Raw genomic sequence first — 14,021 nt, 5'->3', positions numbered from 1 at the left:
GGCGCGGCCGGCCAGCGGGCGCGGCGAGCGCGGCGGGCTCGGCGGGGGTTCAGGCCTCGGCGCGGTGGCCGCGCTCCTCGAGCAGCCGGTGCACCCCGCGGATGTCCTCCGGTGCGGTTCGGGAGGCCCGCCAGTACATGACGCCGGTCGGGATGAAGAACAGCTGGAACGCGGCCAGCCCGACCGCGAAGTTCAGCGGCGGCGGGAAGGCGCCGCGCAGCGCCGTGAAGGCGATCCCGACCAGCCCGTTCCCGGCCGCCCGGCCCACCCCGTTCACCAGGTTGCCCATGCTGTAGACCGTGCCGCGGTGCTCCGGCGGGTTGACGTCGGCGATCAGCGCGAACCAGTTCGGCGAGTTGGCCGAGGTGAGCCCGAGGGCGAGCACGGCCGCCAGCAGACTCAGCCCCACCGTCGGCTCGGTGAACACGCTGCCCACCACGGCGCCCACCACCGCGGCCGCGCCGGCGCCGTCCGGCACGTCGACCCGGAGCGGCACGAAGAACAGCACCAGATAGAACGGGACGGCCGCGAGCACCCCGACGGCCGCGACCAGGGCCCGGCCCCGGAGCGTACGCCGTTGCAGCGCGTCGCCGACCAGCCCGCCGACGATGGACAGCACCCCGCCGAGCTGGAACAGCGTGGCGAACACGCTGCCCACCACGATGGCCGTGGCCGACGAGTAGCCCTGGGCCAACGCCCGGTTGCTGAACAGCGCCGGCAGCCAGACCAGCGAGCCGAACGCGAACTGGGCGGTGAGCCCCTGCAGGACCAGCCAGAGGTTGGTCCGCCGGCCGAGGATCCGGGGCAGGTCCGCGGGGCTGATCCGGTAGTCGTAGTCGCCGCCGGCCGCGAGCGCCGCCGCCAGCTCCGGCTGGCTCTGCCCGCGCCGGATGTCGTACGTGAAGAAGTACGCGATGGTGGCCAGCACCCCGGCGCCGGCCAGCACGAGGAACGGGCGGTGCCAGTCGCTGGCCCCGAGGATGCCGCCGGCCAGCGTGCCGGCCAGCGTGCCGACCCCCTGGGACAGCCCCCACAGGCTCATCACCAGCCCGCGCCGGCGCGGCGAGATCAGGTCGGTGACCACCGAGAAACCCACCGAGCCGACGGCGCCGAGCCCCACCGCGGCCACCACCTGGGCCGCCAGGAACAGCTGGTAGCCGCCGGCCAGGGCACTGCCGCCCATGCCAGCCGCCCAGATCAGCGTGCCGACCATCAGCAGCGGCTTGCGGTCGGTCCGGTCGCCCACGTACGCCCAGCCGACCGCCGCCACGGCGCTGACCAGGAAGCTGACCGCGGTGACGTACCCGATGTTCCGCTGCGGCACGCTGAAGGCCGGGCCAATGGCCGAGTACAGCGGCGGCACCAGCCCGATGGCCACGTTGTCCAGCGAGGCGAGCACGACGAAGACCAGCACGCTGTAGTAGCGGTGCGTGGGACTGCCGCGCAGCCACGGCGTACCGCCGCGGGCGCGCCGGTCGGCCTCGGGCCGCCGGTCCGCGCCAACGCGCTGGTCGGTCCGGGCCGGCCGATCCCCGCCACCACTGTTCTCCGACACCCGACCAGTATCTCGGCCGGCGGGAATTCCGCCGGCCGAGGGCGTCAGCCGGCGAGCCGCTCGACGATCCGGTCGCGGGCGTCGGCGTAGCGGTCGCGGATGGCCGGGACCGGGTCGGCGGCGTACTCCTGCGCGGTGGCGAGGGACCAGGTCGGCGGCTCGGCGCCGCCAAGCGCGACCCAGGCGGCCTGCCGGGCGGCGCCGTCGGCCACGTACTCCCCCGGCTCGGGCACGACGACCGGGCAGCCGAAGACCGCCGGCGCGATCCGACGGACGGCGGCCGAGCGCGCTCCCCCGCCGACCAGCAGCACCCGCCGCACCCGCGCGCCCTGCGCCACGAGCGCGTCCAGCCCGTCGGCGAGCGCGCAGAGCATGCCCTCCACGGCGGCCCGGGCCAGGTGCTCCGGGGTGGCCGTGCGCAGGGTGAGCCCGTGCAGCGCGCCGGTGGCCAGCGGGCGGTCCGGGGTGCGCTCGCCCTCGAGGTAGGGCACCAGCACGAGGCCGTCGGCGCCGGCCGGAGCGCGCAGCGCCAGCTCGGCCAGCTCGTCGAGGCCGACCCGGAGCATCGCGGCTGCGGCGTCCAGCACCCGGGCCGCGTTGAGGGTGCAGACCAGCGGCAGGAACCGGCCGGTGGCGTCGGCGAACCCGGCGACCGCCCCGGACGGGTCGGCGGCCGGCACCTCGGCCACGCTGGAGACCACCCCCGAGGTGCCGATCGAGACGATCACGTCGCCGGGCCGGGCGGAGACCCCGAGGGCGGCGGCCGCGTTGTCCCCGGTGCCGGCGCCCAGCGGCGCCCCGGACGGCAGCCGGCCGGCCACCTCCGCCGGGCCGAGGACGGTCGGCACGGCCGGCGTCCGGCCGAAGGCATGCTCCAGCAGATCCAACCGGTATTCGCCGGTCGCCGGCGACCAGTAGCCCGTGCCGCTGGCGTCGCCGCGGTCGGTGCGTAACGCGGCGAGGTCGCCGCCGGAACCCGAAGCGGCCAGGTCACCGCCGGAACCCGCCGTTGCGAGGTCGCGACCCTGGCCGAGCCGCCAGGTGAGCCAGTCGTGCGGCAGGCAGACCGCGGCCACCCGCTCGGCCGCGGCCGGCTCGTGCCGGGCCAGCCAGCGCAGCTTGGTGACCGTGAAGCTGGCCACCGGCACGCTGCCCACGGCGTCGGCCCAGAACCGCCGGCCGGGCTCGGCCCCGCCGAACTCGGTCACCAGGTCGGCGGCGGCGCCGGCCGACCGGGTGTCGTTCCACAGCAGCGCGGGCCGGACCACCGTGCCGGAGTCGTCGAGGCAGACCATGCCGTGCTGCTGGCCAGCCACCGCGGCCGCGGCCACGTCGGCCAGCCCGCCGGCCTGCTCGATCGCCCGGGCCAGCGCCGCCTCCCAGGCGGCCGGGTCGACCTCGGTGCCGTCCGGGTGGGGCGCCCGGCCCTGCCGGACCAGCTCACCGGTCTCGGCGTCCCGGATCACCACCTTGCACGACTGGGTCGACGAGTCGACCCCGGCCACCAGCGACATTCGTCGATCCTCTCCCGATCGGCGCGGACCGGCCACCCGGACCGTCAGCGGGCGCCGAGCAGGTGCTCGACGGCGAGCTGGTTGAGGCGGACGAAGCCGAAGCCGCGCGCGGCCGTCGCGTCCACGTCGAGCTCCGGGGCGGCCAGCAGTTCCGCGTACGTCTCGCCGTCGTCCAGGGTGGACCGGCCGAGGTCGGCCACCCCACTGGTGGCCAGCGCCGCCTGCACCTCCGGATCCGCCCGGAACGCCGCGGCCCGCTCCTTGAGCAGCAGGTACGTCCGCATGTTCGCCTCGGCCGACGCCCACACCCCGGTCATGTCCTCGGTCCGGGACGGCTTGTAGTCGAAGTGCCGGGGGCCGTCGTAGGCCGGGCCGCCGCCCGGGCCGCCGTTCTCCAGCAGGTCGACCAGGGCGAAGGCGTTGAGCAGGTCACCGTGCCCGAAGACGAGGTCCTGGTCGTACTTGATGCTGCGCTGCCCGTTGAGGTCGATGTGGAAGAGCTTGCCGTGCCAGAGCGCCTGCGCGATGCCGTGCGCGAAGTTGAGCCCGGCCATCTGCTCGTGCCCGACCTCGGGGTTGAGCCCGACCATCTCGGGATGGGCGAGGCTGCCGATGAAGGCCAGCGCGTGCCCCACGGTGGGCAGCAGGATGTCGCCGCGCGGCTCGTTGGGCTTGGGCTCCAGCGCGAACCGGAGCTGGTAGCCCCGGTCGATGACGTACTGGGTCAGCACGTCCACGGCCTCCCGGTAGCGGTCCAGCGCCGCCCGCACGTCCTTGGCCAGGTCGTATTCGGCGCCCTCCCGGCCGCCCCACATGACGAACGTCTGGGCGCCCAGCTCGGCGGCGAGGTCGAGGTTGCGCAGCGCCTTGCGCAGCGCGAACCGGCGAACCTCCCGGTCGTTGCTGGTGAACGCGCCGTCCTTGAAGATCGGGTGGTTGAACAGGTTGGTGGTGACCATCGGCACCACGAGCCCGGTCGACTCCAGCGCCCCGGTGAACCGCTGCACGATCTTGTCGCGGGTGGCGGCGTCCGAACCGAACGGGATCAGGTCGTCGTCGTGCAGCGTGATCCCGTACGCGCCCAGCTCGGCCAGCCGGTGCACGGCCTCGACCGGGTCCAGGGGCGCCCGGGTGGCGTCGCCGAAGGGGTCGCGAGCCGGCCAGCCGACGGTCCAGAGTCCGAAGGAGAACCGGTCGGCGGGGGTGGGCGTGGCAGCCATCTCGGATGTCCTCCAGCGATCGGGGCCGATTTGTTTATCGGCTGAATTATTTCGACGCCGTTGTGGCATTGTCAAGGCATGCCCGCGTCCCCCCGTACCACCGAGGACCCGGCCGCCCGCGGCGCCGGCGCCGGACCCATCCGGCAGGCCGGCCTGCGCGCGCACAACCTCGCGCTGGTCCTGGGCCGGATAGCCGGCGCGGACCGGCCGCCGTCGCGGGCCGACCTGGCCGCGGCCACCGGCCTCACCCGGGCCACCGTCTCCGCCCTGGCCGACGAGCTGCTGCGCGGCCGGCTGATCGCCGAGGTCGACCCGGCGCCCCGGGCGGGCGCCGGCCGGCCGGCCGCCGGGCTCACGCTGGCCCCCGACGGCGCCGCCGGGCTCGGCCTGGAGATCAACGTCGACTACCTGGCCGCCTGCGTGCTCGACCTGACCGGCCGGGTGCGGCACCGGGAGGTACGCGACCAGGACCTGCGCCCGCTACCCGCGGCGGAGACACTGGACCGGCTGGCCGGGCTCGCCGCCGCGGCGCGGCGGGCCGCCACGGCGGCCGGCCTGACCCTCGCCGGCGCCACCCTCGCGGTGCCGGGCCTGGTGGACCCCACCGGGCTGGTGCGGTGGGCGCCCAACCTCGGCTGGCGGGACGTGGACGTCCCGGGGTTGCTGGCCGACCGGGTGCCCGGGCTCGCGGTGGACAACGAGGCCAACCTGGCCGCGCTGGCCGAGCTGCACGCCGGGGCCGCGCCGGCCAGTTTCCTGTACGTCTCCGGCGAGATCGGCGTGGGCGCCGGCGTCGTGCTGGCCGGGGCGCTGTACCGGGGCGCCCGCGGCTTCGGCGGGGAGCTGGGTCACCTGCCGGTGGATCCCGCCGGGCGGCCCTGCCGGTGCGGCTCCCGCGGGTGCCTGGAGCAGTACGCCGGCCAGGAGGCCATCGTCGCGGCCGCGGGCCAGCCGCCCGGATCGACGCACCGGCTGGCCGAGCTGGCCGGCGCCGGCGACCCGGCGGCGCTCGCGGCGCTGGAGCGGGCCGGCCGGGCGCTGGGGGTGGCCACGTCGGGCGCGGTCAACCTGCTGGACGTGGGCGCGGTGCTGCTGGGCGGCGGGTACGCGCGGCTGGCCCCCTGGCTGCTGCCGGCGTTGCGCACCGAGCTCGCGGCCCGGGTGGTCACCGCCGGCTGGGCGCCGGTGGAGGCCCGCGCCGCGCTGCTCGGCTCGGACGCCGCGGTGATCGGCGCGGCGGGGTCGGTGGTCCGTTCGGTGCTGGCCCAGCCGGCCCGCTGGCTCGCGCGGGCGGCGGCCTGAGGGCTACGGCCCGCGGCCGCGTCCCGACGGCCACGGCTGGCGGCTGCGGCGACGGGCTGGCGGCGGCAGCGGCCGGGCGGTGACGGCGGCTGGCGGGCGGCTCAGGCCGAGCGGACCATGCCGGCGGTCGGGGTCGCCCGGGGCGGGGTCGCGCGGGCCGGGGTGGGGGCGGCCGACGCGGCGGCGGAGGTCGCGGCCGGGGTCACGGACCCGGCCCGGATCGTGGCCGTCGGCGGCTGGTCCGCCTGCGCGATCGCGTCGAACTCGCTGAGCCCGCGCAGCAGCGCCTGCCGGCCCGCCACGCTCATCCCGCTCAGCACCCCGATCAGCCGCTGCTGGCGCTCAGCCCGGATCCCGGCCAGCAGGGCGTGCCCGGCGGGGCTGAGGTGCAGGGAGATCTCCCGGCGGTCGATCCGGCCGGGCTCCCGGTCCAGCAGGCCGGCCGCCACCAGCCGGTCGACGAGCCGGCTGGCCGAGGAGAGCAGCATTTCCAGGTGTCGCGCCAGGCCGCGCAGGTTGATCCCGTCGTTTGCCTGCACCACGATCAGGGCACGCAGCTGCGAACTGGACAGCTGACCGACGGTGCGCTCCCGGGCGCGATCCCAGACCGCCAGCAGCGACCCGGCGGCGCCATCCACGGCCGCGGCCGCAGCCGCCACGGTGTCCGGTCCGTCCTCCGGGACGGGGCCGCCGCCGACCTCAAGTTTGCCCTGTTCAATCATGGTGCTACGACAATACCCCGCCGGCCGGAGGTCAGCGGTGGACGAGAGGACGCAGATGGCCGACCGGATGACCGAGATCCGCAGGTCGCTGCTCGAGGCGCCCGCCGACGGGCTCGTCGAGCGGTTGGCCGCGGAGGCGCAGCGGGTGTACGGCTGCTCGGCGCTGCGGCTGTTCCAGGTCGACTACCGGTTGGCCGCGCTGCTACCGCTGGACGGCGGGGCCGCCCGGACCCGCCCCGGGGATCCGGCCTGGCGGTGCTTCGACCACCAACACCTGGTCGACTCCGACGGCGTGACGTACCTGCCGGTGACCGTGCGGGGCGAGCGCATCGGCGTGCTGGCGGTGACCGGCGTCGACCCGGCCCGGGTGACCGGGGCGGAACTTCTCGAGGTGGCCACCATGCTGGCGCACGAGTTGGCCGCCGTGCGGGCCGGTACGGACCGCTACGCGCTCGCCGCGCGCAGCCGGCGGTTGACCCTGGCCGCCGAGATGCAGTGGGAGCTGCTGCCCGGCCGCAGCCGGGAGCGGGCGTCGTTCGGCCTCGCCGGCCAGCTGGAACCGGCGTACGCGGTGCGCGGGGACACCTTCGACTGGTCCGACGACGGTCACCGCGTCTGGCTGTCCGTGATCAACGGCATGGGCGACAATGTCGCGGCGGCCAGCCTCACGGCGCTGGCCACCTACGCGCTGCGCAACGCCCGGCGCGCCGGGCTCTCCCTGGCCGACCAGGCGGCCCTGGCCGACCAGGCGATCTACTCCTACCACCAGGGCGCGCAGTACCTCGGCACGCTGCTGCTCGAGCTCGACCTGACCGCCGGCACGGTGACCGCCATCGACGCGGGCTCGCCGCAGCTGCTCCGGCTGGCCGGCGACGAGGTCGTGCTGGAGGAGTTGGAGGAACAGTTCCCGCTCGGGATGTTCGAGGGCTCGATCTACCGGCCGCAGCGGTTCCAGCTGGAGCCGGGGGAACGGCTCTACGTGGTGAGCGACGGCGTGTTCGACGCCGCGGCCGAGGCCGGGCGGTACGGCGCTGGCGCGCTGGACCGGTTCGTCCGGCGCTCCGGCTCGCTGGCGCCGCTGCAGGCGGTCCGCTCGCTGCTGGCCGACCTGCGCGCGTTCGTGGAGAGCGACCTGGTCGACGACGCCGTGGTGGTGTGCCTGGAGTGGCACGGCGCGCGGCCCGACGCGGCCGGTCGGTAGCTTCGCCGGCTCAGTAGGCGCCTCGGCTGCCCAGCACGGCGCCCACCGTCTTCCACAGGATGGTCAGGTCGCTGGCCAGCGACCAGTTCTCCACGTAGTAGAGATCGAGCCGGATGCCGTCCTCCCAGGGCAGGTCGGACCGGCCGCTGACCTGCCACAGGCCGGTCATGCCGGGCTTCACGAGCAGCCGCCGGGCCACATCGCCGTCGTACCGGGCAACCTCGGAGGGCAGCGGCGGGCGCGGTCCCACCAGGCTCATCTGGCCCCGCAGCACGTTGCCGAGCTGGGGCAGCTCGTCCAGCGACCAGCGGCGGAGCAGCCGGCCCACCCGGGTCACCCGGGGATCGTCGCGCATCTTGAACAGCAGGCCGTCGGTCTCGTTCCGCGCCGCCAGCTCGGCCAGCATCGTGTCCGCGTTCACCACCATGGTGCGGAACTTGTAGACGCCGAACTCCCGCCCGTCCATGCCCACCCGGATCTGCCGGAAGAGCACGGGGCCCCGGCTGTCAATCTTGATGGCGAGCGCGATCACCAGCAGCACGGGCAACGCCGCCACCAGCGCGGCGGCGGCCAGCGTCCGGTCCACCAGCTCCTTCACGATCTTGCGGGCGCCCCGGAACTCCGGCGCCTCGACGTGGATGAGCGGCAGCCCGGCCACCGGGGTGGTGTGGATCCGCGGCCCCGCCACGTCGGTCAGGGTGGGCGCCACGACCAGGTCGATCCCGGTGCCCTCCAGCTGCCAGCCGAGCCGGCGCAGCCGGGTGGCGGTCAACTCCTTGGACGCGGTGACCGCCACCGTGTCCGCGTCCACCCCGGCGGCCGCCTCCAGGATGGACCGGAACGAGCCGATCACCGGGACGTCGCCCAGCCGCTGCGGGACGGGGGCCAGCAGGGCGTCCGGGATGCACGCCCCGACCACCTCGTAGCCGGCGTACGGCTCGCGGCGCAGCGTCCCGACCAGCTCGAGGATGTGTGCGGCGTCGCCGACCACCAGCACCCGCCGGGACCAGCCGATCCCCCGCAGCCGGGCCCGGTGCAGCACCTTCCGCGCGCCGAACCGGCCGGCCACCAGCGCCACCGTGCCCACGATGAAGGTGATGCCGAGGAAGCCGCGGGACACGCCCACGTTCGCGATGTAGCCGGTGATGGCGATCGCGCCGGCCAGCCGGAGGGTGGCCGAGACCACCCGGCGGTACTCGTCGGCCCCGTAGCCCACCACCCGGTCGTCGTAGCAGCGCTGGAGCCGCAGCGAGATCAGCCAGACCGCCATCAGGGCGGGCGCCAGCAGCGCGTACGGGACGTCGGAGCCGCGCGCCTCGGTGCCCCGAAACCGGGTCACGAAGCCGCCCAGCATGGCCAGCCCGATGATGCCGGTGTCGACCAGAACGACGGCGCGCAGATAGGCGCGCTTGCGCACCCGTCGGCCGCCCTCGCCACGATCCGGTCCGGCGTCCGGACGGATCGGTACGGGATTCAGCACGGTCGCTGAGCTCACCCGACGCCTCCCCTGCTCCCCTGGGGACCAGTCCGGGCGCCTGCCAGCCCACCACGCGCCCGGACCTGAAAGCCGTTCGTGAACCATTGCCCCGGGCTGGGGCGAGCCCCGGGCGGCCAGCCTGGTTCACCGTCAGGCTCGCAAGCCAGTTTGACCGATCGATACCCCGAGGACAGCCCTCCGACGGATTAATGTCATCGTCTTGCGCTTCGCGTCGCCGGCCGTACCGGTCGCCGAGGCCGGCCGGCCGGACACCGTGGACGGCCGTCGCGCCCGGCCGCCCGAGCGTCCCGGCAGGCGCGCCCGGTCGGCCCGGTCGGCGCCGAGGCCGGTATGCCTGGGTCGGTCCATGCGGCGCCGACGGACCGCGCGCGGCGGCCCCGGAAAGCACAACGGCCGACCCGTCGCCGAGGCGACGGGTCGGCCGGAGGCGATGGCGCTACCGGGTCGACGGCGGGCGGGCCGCGACGGCCTTCAGGAAGATGTCACCGATCTTCGACGGGTCCTTGGTGACGAAGGAGAGACCCCCGCTCACCTTGACGATGGACGCCAACTCGGCCTGGTTGACCTCGTCGCCGATGCCGATCATGATCAGCTGGATCGGCCGCTCGGGGTCGCGGATCCGCTTGAGCTCCGCGAGCAGCCGCGACTGGGTGATGCCGCCCGGGTTCTCGTTCTTGCCGTCGGTGAACAGCACGACCGAGTTCACCCGACCGGGCTGCCAGCCCTCCTGCACGGTCTTGTACGCCGCCAGGGTGGTGTCGTAGAGGCCGGTGTCACCGGAGCTCGGCTGGATGCTGGCCAGCCCCTGCTGCAGCACGTCCCGCTGCGCGCTCAGCGGGCCGATCCCGACCACCTGACGCCACGGCTGCTTGCCGACCAGCTTGGTGGAGAACGTCCACAGGCCGACCTCCCAGGTGTCGTCGAACAGCGCCAGCCCGCGCGCGGCCGTCTGCACCGTCACCTGTTCCCGGTTGAGGCTGGTGCCCGGCACGTCGGCCTTCATCGAGCCGGAGACGTCGATGACCGACAGCAGCCGGCCCGGCTGGGTGGAGATCGACCAGCTGGACAGCATCCGGTCCACCACCACCGGGTCCAGCCCGGCCGCGGCCGTGCCGCCCGAGGTCGGCGCCGAGGCCGCGGGGTTCGTGCCGGCCGGGCTCGGCGCGCCCTGCGGGGCGGCGAAACCGGGGGTGAAGGTGCCGTCCGGCGCCCGCAACCCCTGCGCGCCCAGCCGGCTCCGGAAGCTGTCGGTGCCGAGCACCTTGAACAGCCCCTGCGCGGCCTTGCCCTGCGCCGCCTGGATGGCCGGCATCACCGCGTACGGGTAGTCCAGCGACAGCGGCGCCGGCTCCGGATAGATGGCCGCCAGCCGGATCGGCGGCTTCTTCGCGTTGTACGCGATCACGTCCTCTTCGGAGAGCGAGGCGGCCGAGAGCGACGCCGCGATGGCCGCCGGCTCCGCCGAGCGGGGGAACCGGGCCAGCAGGTCGTCGCGCAGCTGGGAACGGCCGGTGGCCAGGGCGCGCATGGCCTTGGTGCCGCTCTTCTGCGCGTCGGCGCTGCTGTTCGCGGCCTGACCCAGGGAGAGCAGCCCGGAGAGGCCGGCCGCGTCCCGGGTGGGTTCCACTATGCCGGTCCGCAGTCCGGCGCCGCTGGTGACCTGATTGAGCAGGCTGGTCCAGGTCAGCTGCTTGCCCGGCCAGCCGACCTTGGCGGCCACCGGCTCGGGCATGGCCACCACGACGGGACTGCGGGCGATCGACGCCCGGTTGGTCGGCTCGAAGCCGGAGGCCACGCTCTGCAGCCGCAGCAGCCAGGTGGACGAGTCCGGGATCCAGACGTCCGGCGGCACGTCGGCGCCGCTGGCCTGGCCCACGCCGGGGAGGCTGACGTTGTGCTGGCCGGCCACGGCCGCGGCCACGTCCACCGGCTGGGCGGCGTCCACCTGCACTCCCACGCAGACACCCTCGACCGCGGCGCCGTCCTTGGACCACTGGTCCGCCACGGCCTGCACGGCGGGGGCGACCTCGGGGGTGGCGGCGACCTTCAGGGTGAGCTGACCGGAACAGGCTGGCTGGGCGAGGCGCTGATAGCCGAACCATGCCCCGGCCACCACGAGGACCAGCGCTGCCGCCCCGGCGAGCGCTGCCCCACTGATACGTCCATGATTGCGATGGCGGCCTGACACGGACACGATTCTGCGGACTTCACTGCCCGCCTGCCACGTACGTTCGGACCATAGTTACTGGCTAGAAACTGTTGAGGCCCAAATCTTCACCGGACGTACTTACGCCCTGACTGTCCGTTTGACGATTCGCCAGCAATGACCGTTCCGCCGGATTACCTCCGGTGTTTAACGTCACATCGCTTAGCTTAAAATTAAGGAAGTACACAAGTGGGGCTGCCGGTCTCCAGCGGCTCGCCGGCCGGGACCGGCACTCCATCGCCCGGGAGCGACCAGCGGCTCACCCGGTGCGCCCGCTCGTCCGCGACGTACAGGTGCCCGTCCGCCAGGGCGAAGTGCCGCGGCCAGGTGCCTCCGGTGTCGACCTCCGCACGGTACTCCGGCGGCGCGCCCACCCGCAGGTCGAAGACCGCGAGGGTGCCCACGCCGCGGTTGGAGACGTACAGCTGTGCCCCGTCCGCCGCCACCGCGATCTCCGCCGGTTGGACGTGCCCGCTCCGGTCGCTCGCGGCCACCCGCTCGCGGACCCGCAGCCGACCGGCCTCGTCGGCCTCCAGCACCGTCACGCTGGCGTCCAACTCCCCGCTCAGGTACCACCGGCGCCCGCCGGGCTGCCGGGCCAGGTGCCGCGGACCGGTGCCCGGGCGCAGCTGGGTACGACCCCGGGGCAGCAGCCGCCCCGCGCCGTGGTCCAGCTCGTACCGGTACACCGCGTCGGTGCCCAGGTCGACCGCGTACAGCGCGGCGCCGTCCGGGACCACCATGTGCACGTGGGGTCCCTCCTGCCGGTCCGGGTCGAGACCGTGGCCGGAGTGCGCCAGCAGATCGCTGCGCTCCCCCGGCACGCCGGCGTCGTCCAGCGGATGGACGGCGAGGCTGCCGCTGCCGTAGTTGGCCGCGAAGAGGTGCCGGCCGTCCGGCGCCACCGCCAGGTGACACGGGCTGTCCCCGCCGGTGGACCGCACGCCCAGCTCGGTGAGCCGGCCCCGATCGCCGATCCGCCAGGCGCTGACCGTGCCCTCGGCCAACTCGTTCACCGCGTACAGCACCGGCAGCGTGGGATGTCGGGCCAGGAACGACGGCGACGGGGTCACCGCGACCGTGCCGAGCGGATCGAGGGCGCCGGTACGCGGATCGCGCCGGACCGCCAGCACACCCTCACCCCGACCGCCGCTCTCCGCGGTGTAACAACCGATGAACGCGATGTCGCCCTCGTTGGTCACCGGAACTCCGTTCCCCCAGGTGCCGATCCACCGATCAAATCACCCGAGGACCCGGGGCGCACGTCACGCGGTGCGCTAGGCCACCAGACCGGCCCCCAGCTCGGCCCACCGCGGCGCCACCGGGCCGCCATTCAGCTCGGCCCACCGCGACGCTACCGGGCCGCCACCAGCTCGGCGCGCCGCTGCGCCACGTGCTCGACCAGGGCGACCAGCAGATCGCGCCCGGACTGCCGGTTGCGGGCGTCGCAGCGCAGCACCGGCACCTCTGGGCCCAGGTCGAGCGCCTCGCGCACCGCGGCCACGCCGAACCGCGGCACGCCGTCGAAGGTGTTCACCCCGACGACGAACGGGATGCCGCGCTCCTCGAAGTAGTCGATCGACGGGAAGCAGTCGGCCAGCCGGCGGGTGTCGGCCAGCACGACGGCGCCGAGGGCGCCGTACGCCAGCTCATCCCAGAGGAACCAGAACCGGGCCTGCCCCGGCGTACCGAACAGATAGATCTGCAGCTGCTCGTTGATGGTGATCCGGCCGAAGTCCATGGCCACCGTGGTGGTGGTCTTGGCCTCCACCCCGGTCAGATCGTCGGTGCCGGCGCCCAGGCTGGTCAGCACCTCCTCCGTGTGCAGCGGCCTGATCTCGCTGACCGCGCCCACCAGGGTGGTCTTGCCGACCCCGAACCCACCGGCGATGAGGATCTTCAACGCGACCGGCAGCGGGCGCACGGTCACGCGGTCCGCGGGGTCCAGGGCGTCCATCGATCACCAACCTCGTTCGGCTGACGCACAGGATATGCGGCTCGTACCGCCCAGGGGTATTCGGGCTCGCCGAGACGGCGCAAACGGGTCGCCACCGGCGTCGATGGCGGATTCCACCCGTACGGCGCGGCCGCGCGGCCGAGGCGCCCACGCGGATCGGGTTCACGACGGGCGGGAAAGTGTCCCGGATCGGGATTGGGGATCACGGTCGGGCGGGAATACCGGTTCCGCAGAAGGAGGAGCCATGTCTTCCACGTCGATACTCGTCATTGTCGTCATCGTTGTCGTCCTCGCGGTTCTGGTCGGCGTCGTGGTGGTGGCCGGCCGGCGGCGCGCGCTGCGCAACCGGTTCGGCCCGGAGTACGACCGGGTGGTGGCCGAGCAGGACAGCAGGTCGGCCGCGGAGCGCGAGCTGCGGGAGCGGGAGCGTCGGCACGCCGAACTCACCCTCAACCCGCTGAGCGAGGAGTCCCGGGAGCGTTACGCCAGCGCCTGGGAGGAGATCCAGGCGCGCTTCGTCGACGAGCCGAGCGAGGCCGTCGGCGCCGCCGACGAACTGGTGACACGCCTGGTGGCCGAGCGCGGCTATCCCACCGAGAACTACGAGGACCAGCTGGCGCACCTGTCCGTCGAGCACGCCCGCACCCTGACCAACTACCGCGACGCCCACGAGATCAACCTTGCCAACGCCCGGGGCGAGGCCAGCACCGAACAGCTGCGCCAGGCCGTCGTCCACTACCGGGCGCTCTTCGCCGACCTGCTCGGCGCGGACCCCGTACCGCAGAACCGATCAGATGACACCCGTCCGGACACCCCGCAGGACGCACCGAGCCGGTAGGAGGCCAG

At 74.4% G+C, this 14,021-nt stretch carries 11 protein-coding genes; 3 read left to right on the top strand and 8 right to left on the bottom strand.

The features are described 5' to 3' along the window. Positions 1–49: 49 nt before the first annotated feature. The 3 genes from ACFFHU_RS15845 to xylA form a co-directional block, all read right to left on the bottom strand. Complete coding sequence (locus tag ACFFHU_RS15845) at positions 50–1,447, bottom strand: MFS transporter (RefSeq protein ID WP_377339816.1); 1,398 nt, start codon at positions 1,445–1,447, stop codon at positions 50–52. Positions 1,448–1,599: 152 nt separating this feature from the next. Beyond that, entirely contained in the window at positions 1,600–3,069 is a 1,470-nt protein-coding gene (locus ACFFHU_RS15840; RefSeq protein WP_377339531.1) for a xylulokinase, read from the bottom strand. 44 nt (positions 3,070–3,113) lie between these two features. After that, on the bottom strand, positions 3,114–4,289 hold the full coding sequence (xylA, locus tag ACFFHU_RS15835) for a xylose isomerase (protein ID WP_377339528.1): 1,176 nt from the start codon (positions 4,287–4,289) through the stop codon (positions 3,114–3,116). Between the two features lie 78 nt (positions 4,290–4,367). Between xylA and ACFFHU_RS15830 the strand changes: the two genes are divergently transcribed. Beyond that, positions 4,368–5,591 carry an ROK family protein gene (locus ACFFHU_RS15830; protein WP_377339527.1) on the top strand — a complete coding sequence of 408 codons (1,224 nt, stop codon included), beginning with the start codon at positions 4,368–4,370 and terminating at the stop codon, positions 5,589–5,591. A 101-nt stretch (positions 5,592–5,692) separates the two neighbouring features. Here ACFFHU_RS15830 and ACFFHU_RS15825 read toward each other — a convergent pair whose 3' ends face one another. Next, positions 5,693–6,313: a MarR family winged helix-turn-helix transcriptional regulator gene (locus ACFFHU_RS15825; protein WP_377339524.1), complete on the bottom strand. Its 621-nt coding sequence runs from the start codon at positions 6,311–6,313 to the stop codon at positions 5,693–5,695. A 37-nt stretch (positions 6,314–6,350) separates the two neighbouring features. Here ACFFHU_RS15825 and ACFFHU_RS15820 point away from each other — a divergent pair, with 37 nt between their 5' ends. Beyond that, positions 6,351–7,514, top strand: coding sequence for a PP2C family protein-serine/threonine phosphatase (locus tag ACFFHU_RS15820; protein ID WP_377339522.1), 1,164 nt, complete (start codon positions 6,351–6,353; stop codon positions 7,512–7,514). A 10-nt stretch (positions 7,515–7,524) separates the two neighbouring features. On the opposite strand, the gene ACFFHU_RS15815 is transcribed toward ACFFHU_RS15820, so the two are convergent. From ACFFHU_RS15815 to ACFFHU_RS15800, 4 genes are all read right to left on the bottom strand, one after another. Further along, the gene (locus ACFFHU_RS15815) at positions 7,525–9,009 is read right to left on the bottom strand and encodes a sugar transferase (RefSeq protein ID WP_377339520.1); all 1,485 of its coding nucleotides are present in this window, start codon (positions 9,007–9,009) and stop codon (positions 7,525–7,527) included. Between the two features lie 439 nt (positions 9,010–9,448). Next, positions 9,449–11,200 (bottom strand): VWA domain-containing protein, encoded by a 1,752-nt coding sequence (locus tag ACFFHU_RS15810; RefSeq protein WP_377339517.1) that lies wholly within the window; start codon positions 11,198–11,200, stop codon positions 9,449–9,451. 191 nt (positions 11,201–11,391) lie between these two features. Further along, complete coding sequence (locus ACFFHU_RS15805) at positions 11,392–12,420, bottom strand: lactonase family protein (protein WP_377339515.1); 1,029 nt, start codon at positions 12,418–12,420, stop codon at positions 11,392–11,394. A 152-nt stretch (positions 12,421–12,572) separates the two neighbouring features. Then, positions 12,573–13,175 carry a GTP-binding protein gene (locus ACFFHU_RS15800; RefSeq protein ID WP_377339513.1) on the bottom strand — a complete coding sequence of 201 codons (603 nt, stop codon included), beginning with the start codon at positions 13,173–13,175 and terminating at the stop codon, positions 12,573–12,575. 244 nt (positions 13,176–13,419) lie between these two features. Between ACFFHU_RS15800 and ACFFHU_RS15795 the strand changes: the two genes are divergently transcribed. Continuing rightward, a complete protein-coding gene (locus tag ACFFHU_RS15795) occupies positions 13,420–14,013 on the top strand; it encodes a hypothetical protein (RefSeq protein ID WP_377339511.1) in 594 nt (197 codons plus the stop codon). Positions 14,014–14,021 lie beyond the last annotated feature (8 nt).

It is taken from the genome of Plantactinospora siamensis (assembly GCF_042434095.1).
GTDB lineage: Bacteria > Actinomycetota > Actinomycetes > Mycobacteriales > Micromonosporaceae > KBS50.
This window is presented reverse-complemented; position numbering and strand designations above follow the sequence as displayed.

What these genes read in the sequence shown, in the direction of transcription:
- ACFFHU_RS15800 (WP_377339513.1), bottom strand. Translation starts at nt 13,175, where the DNA reads ATGGACGCCCTGGACCCCGCGGACCGCGTGACCGTGCGCCCGCTGCCG.
- ACFFHU_RS15825 (WP_377339524.1), bottom strand. Translation starts at nt 6,313, where the DNA reads ATGATTGAACAGGGCAAACTTGAGGTCGGCGGCGGCCCCGTCCCGGAG.
- ACFFHU_RS15795 (WP_377339511.1), top strand. Translation starts at nt 13,420, where the DNA reads ATGTCTTCCACGTCGATACTCGTCATTGTCGTCATCGTTGTCGTCCTC.
- ACFFHU_RS15830 (WP_377339527.1), top strand. Translation starts at nt 4,368, where the DNA reads ATGCCCGCGTCCCCCCGTACCACCGAGGACCCGGCCGCCCGCGGCGCC.
- ACFFHU_RS15840 (WP_377339531.1), bottom strand. Translation starts at nt 3,069, where the DNA reads ATGTCGCTGGTGGCCGGGGTCGACTCGTCGACCCAGTCGTGCAAGGTG.
- xylA (WP_377339528.1), bottom strand. Translation starts at nt 4,289, where the DNA reads ATGGCTGCCACGCCCACCCCCGCCGACCGGTTCTCCTTCGGACTCTGG.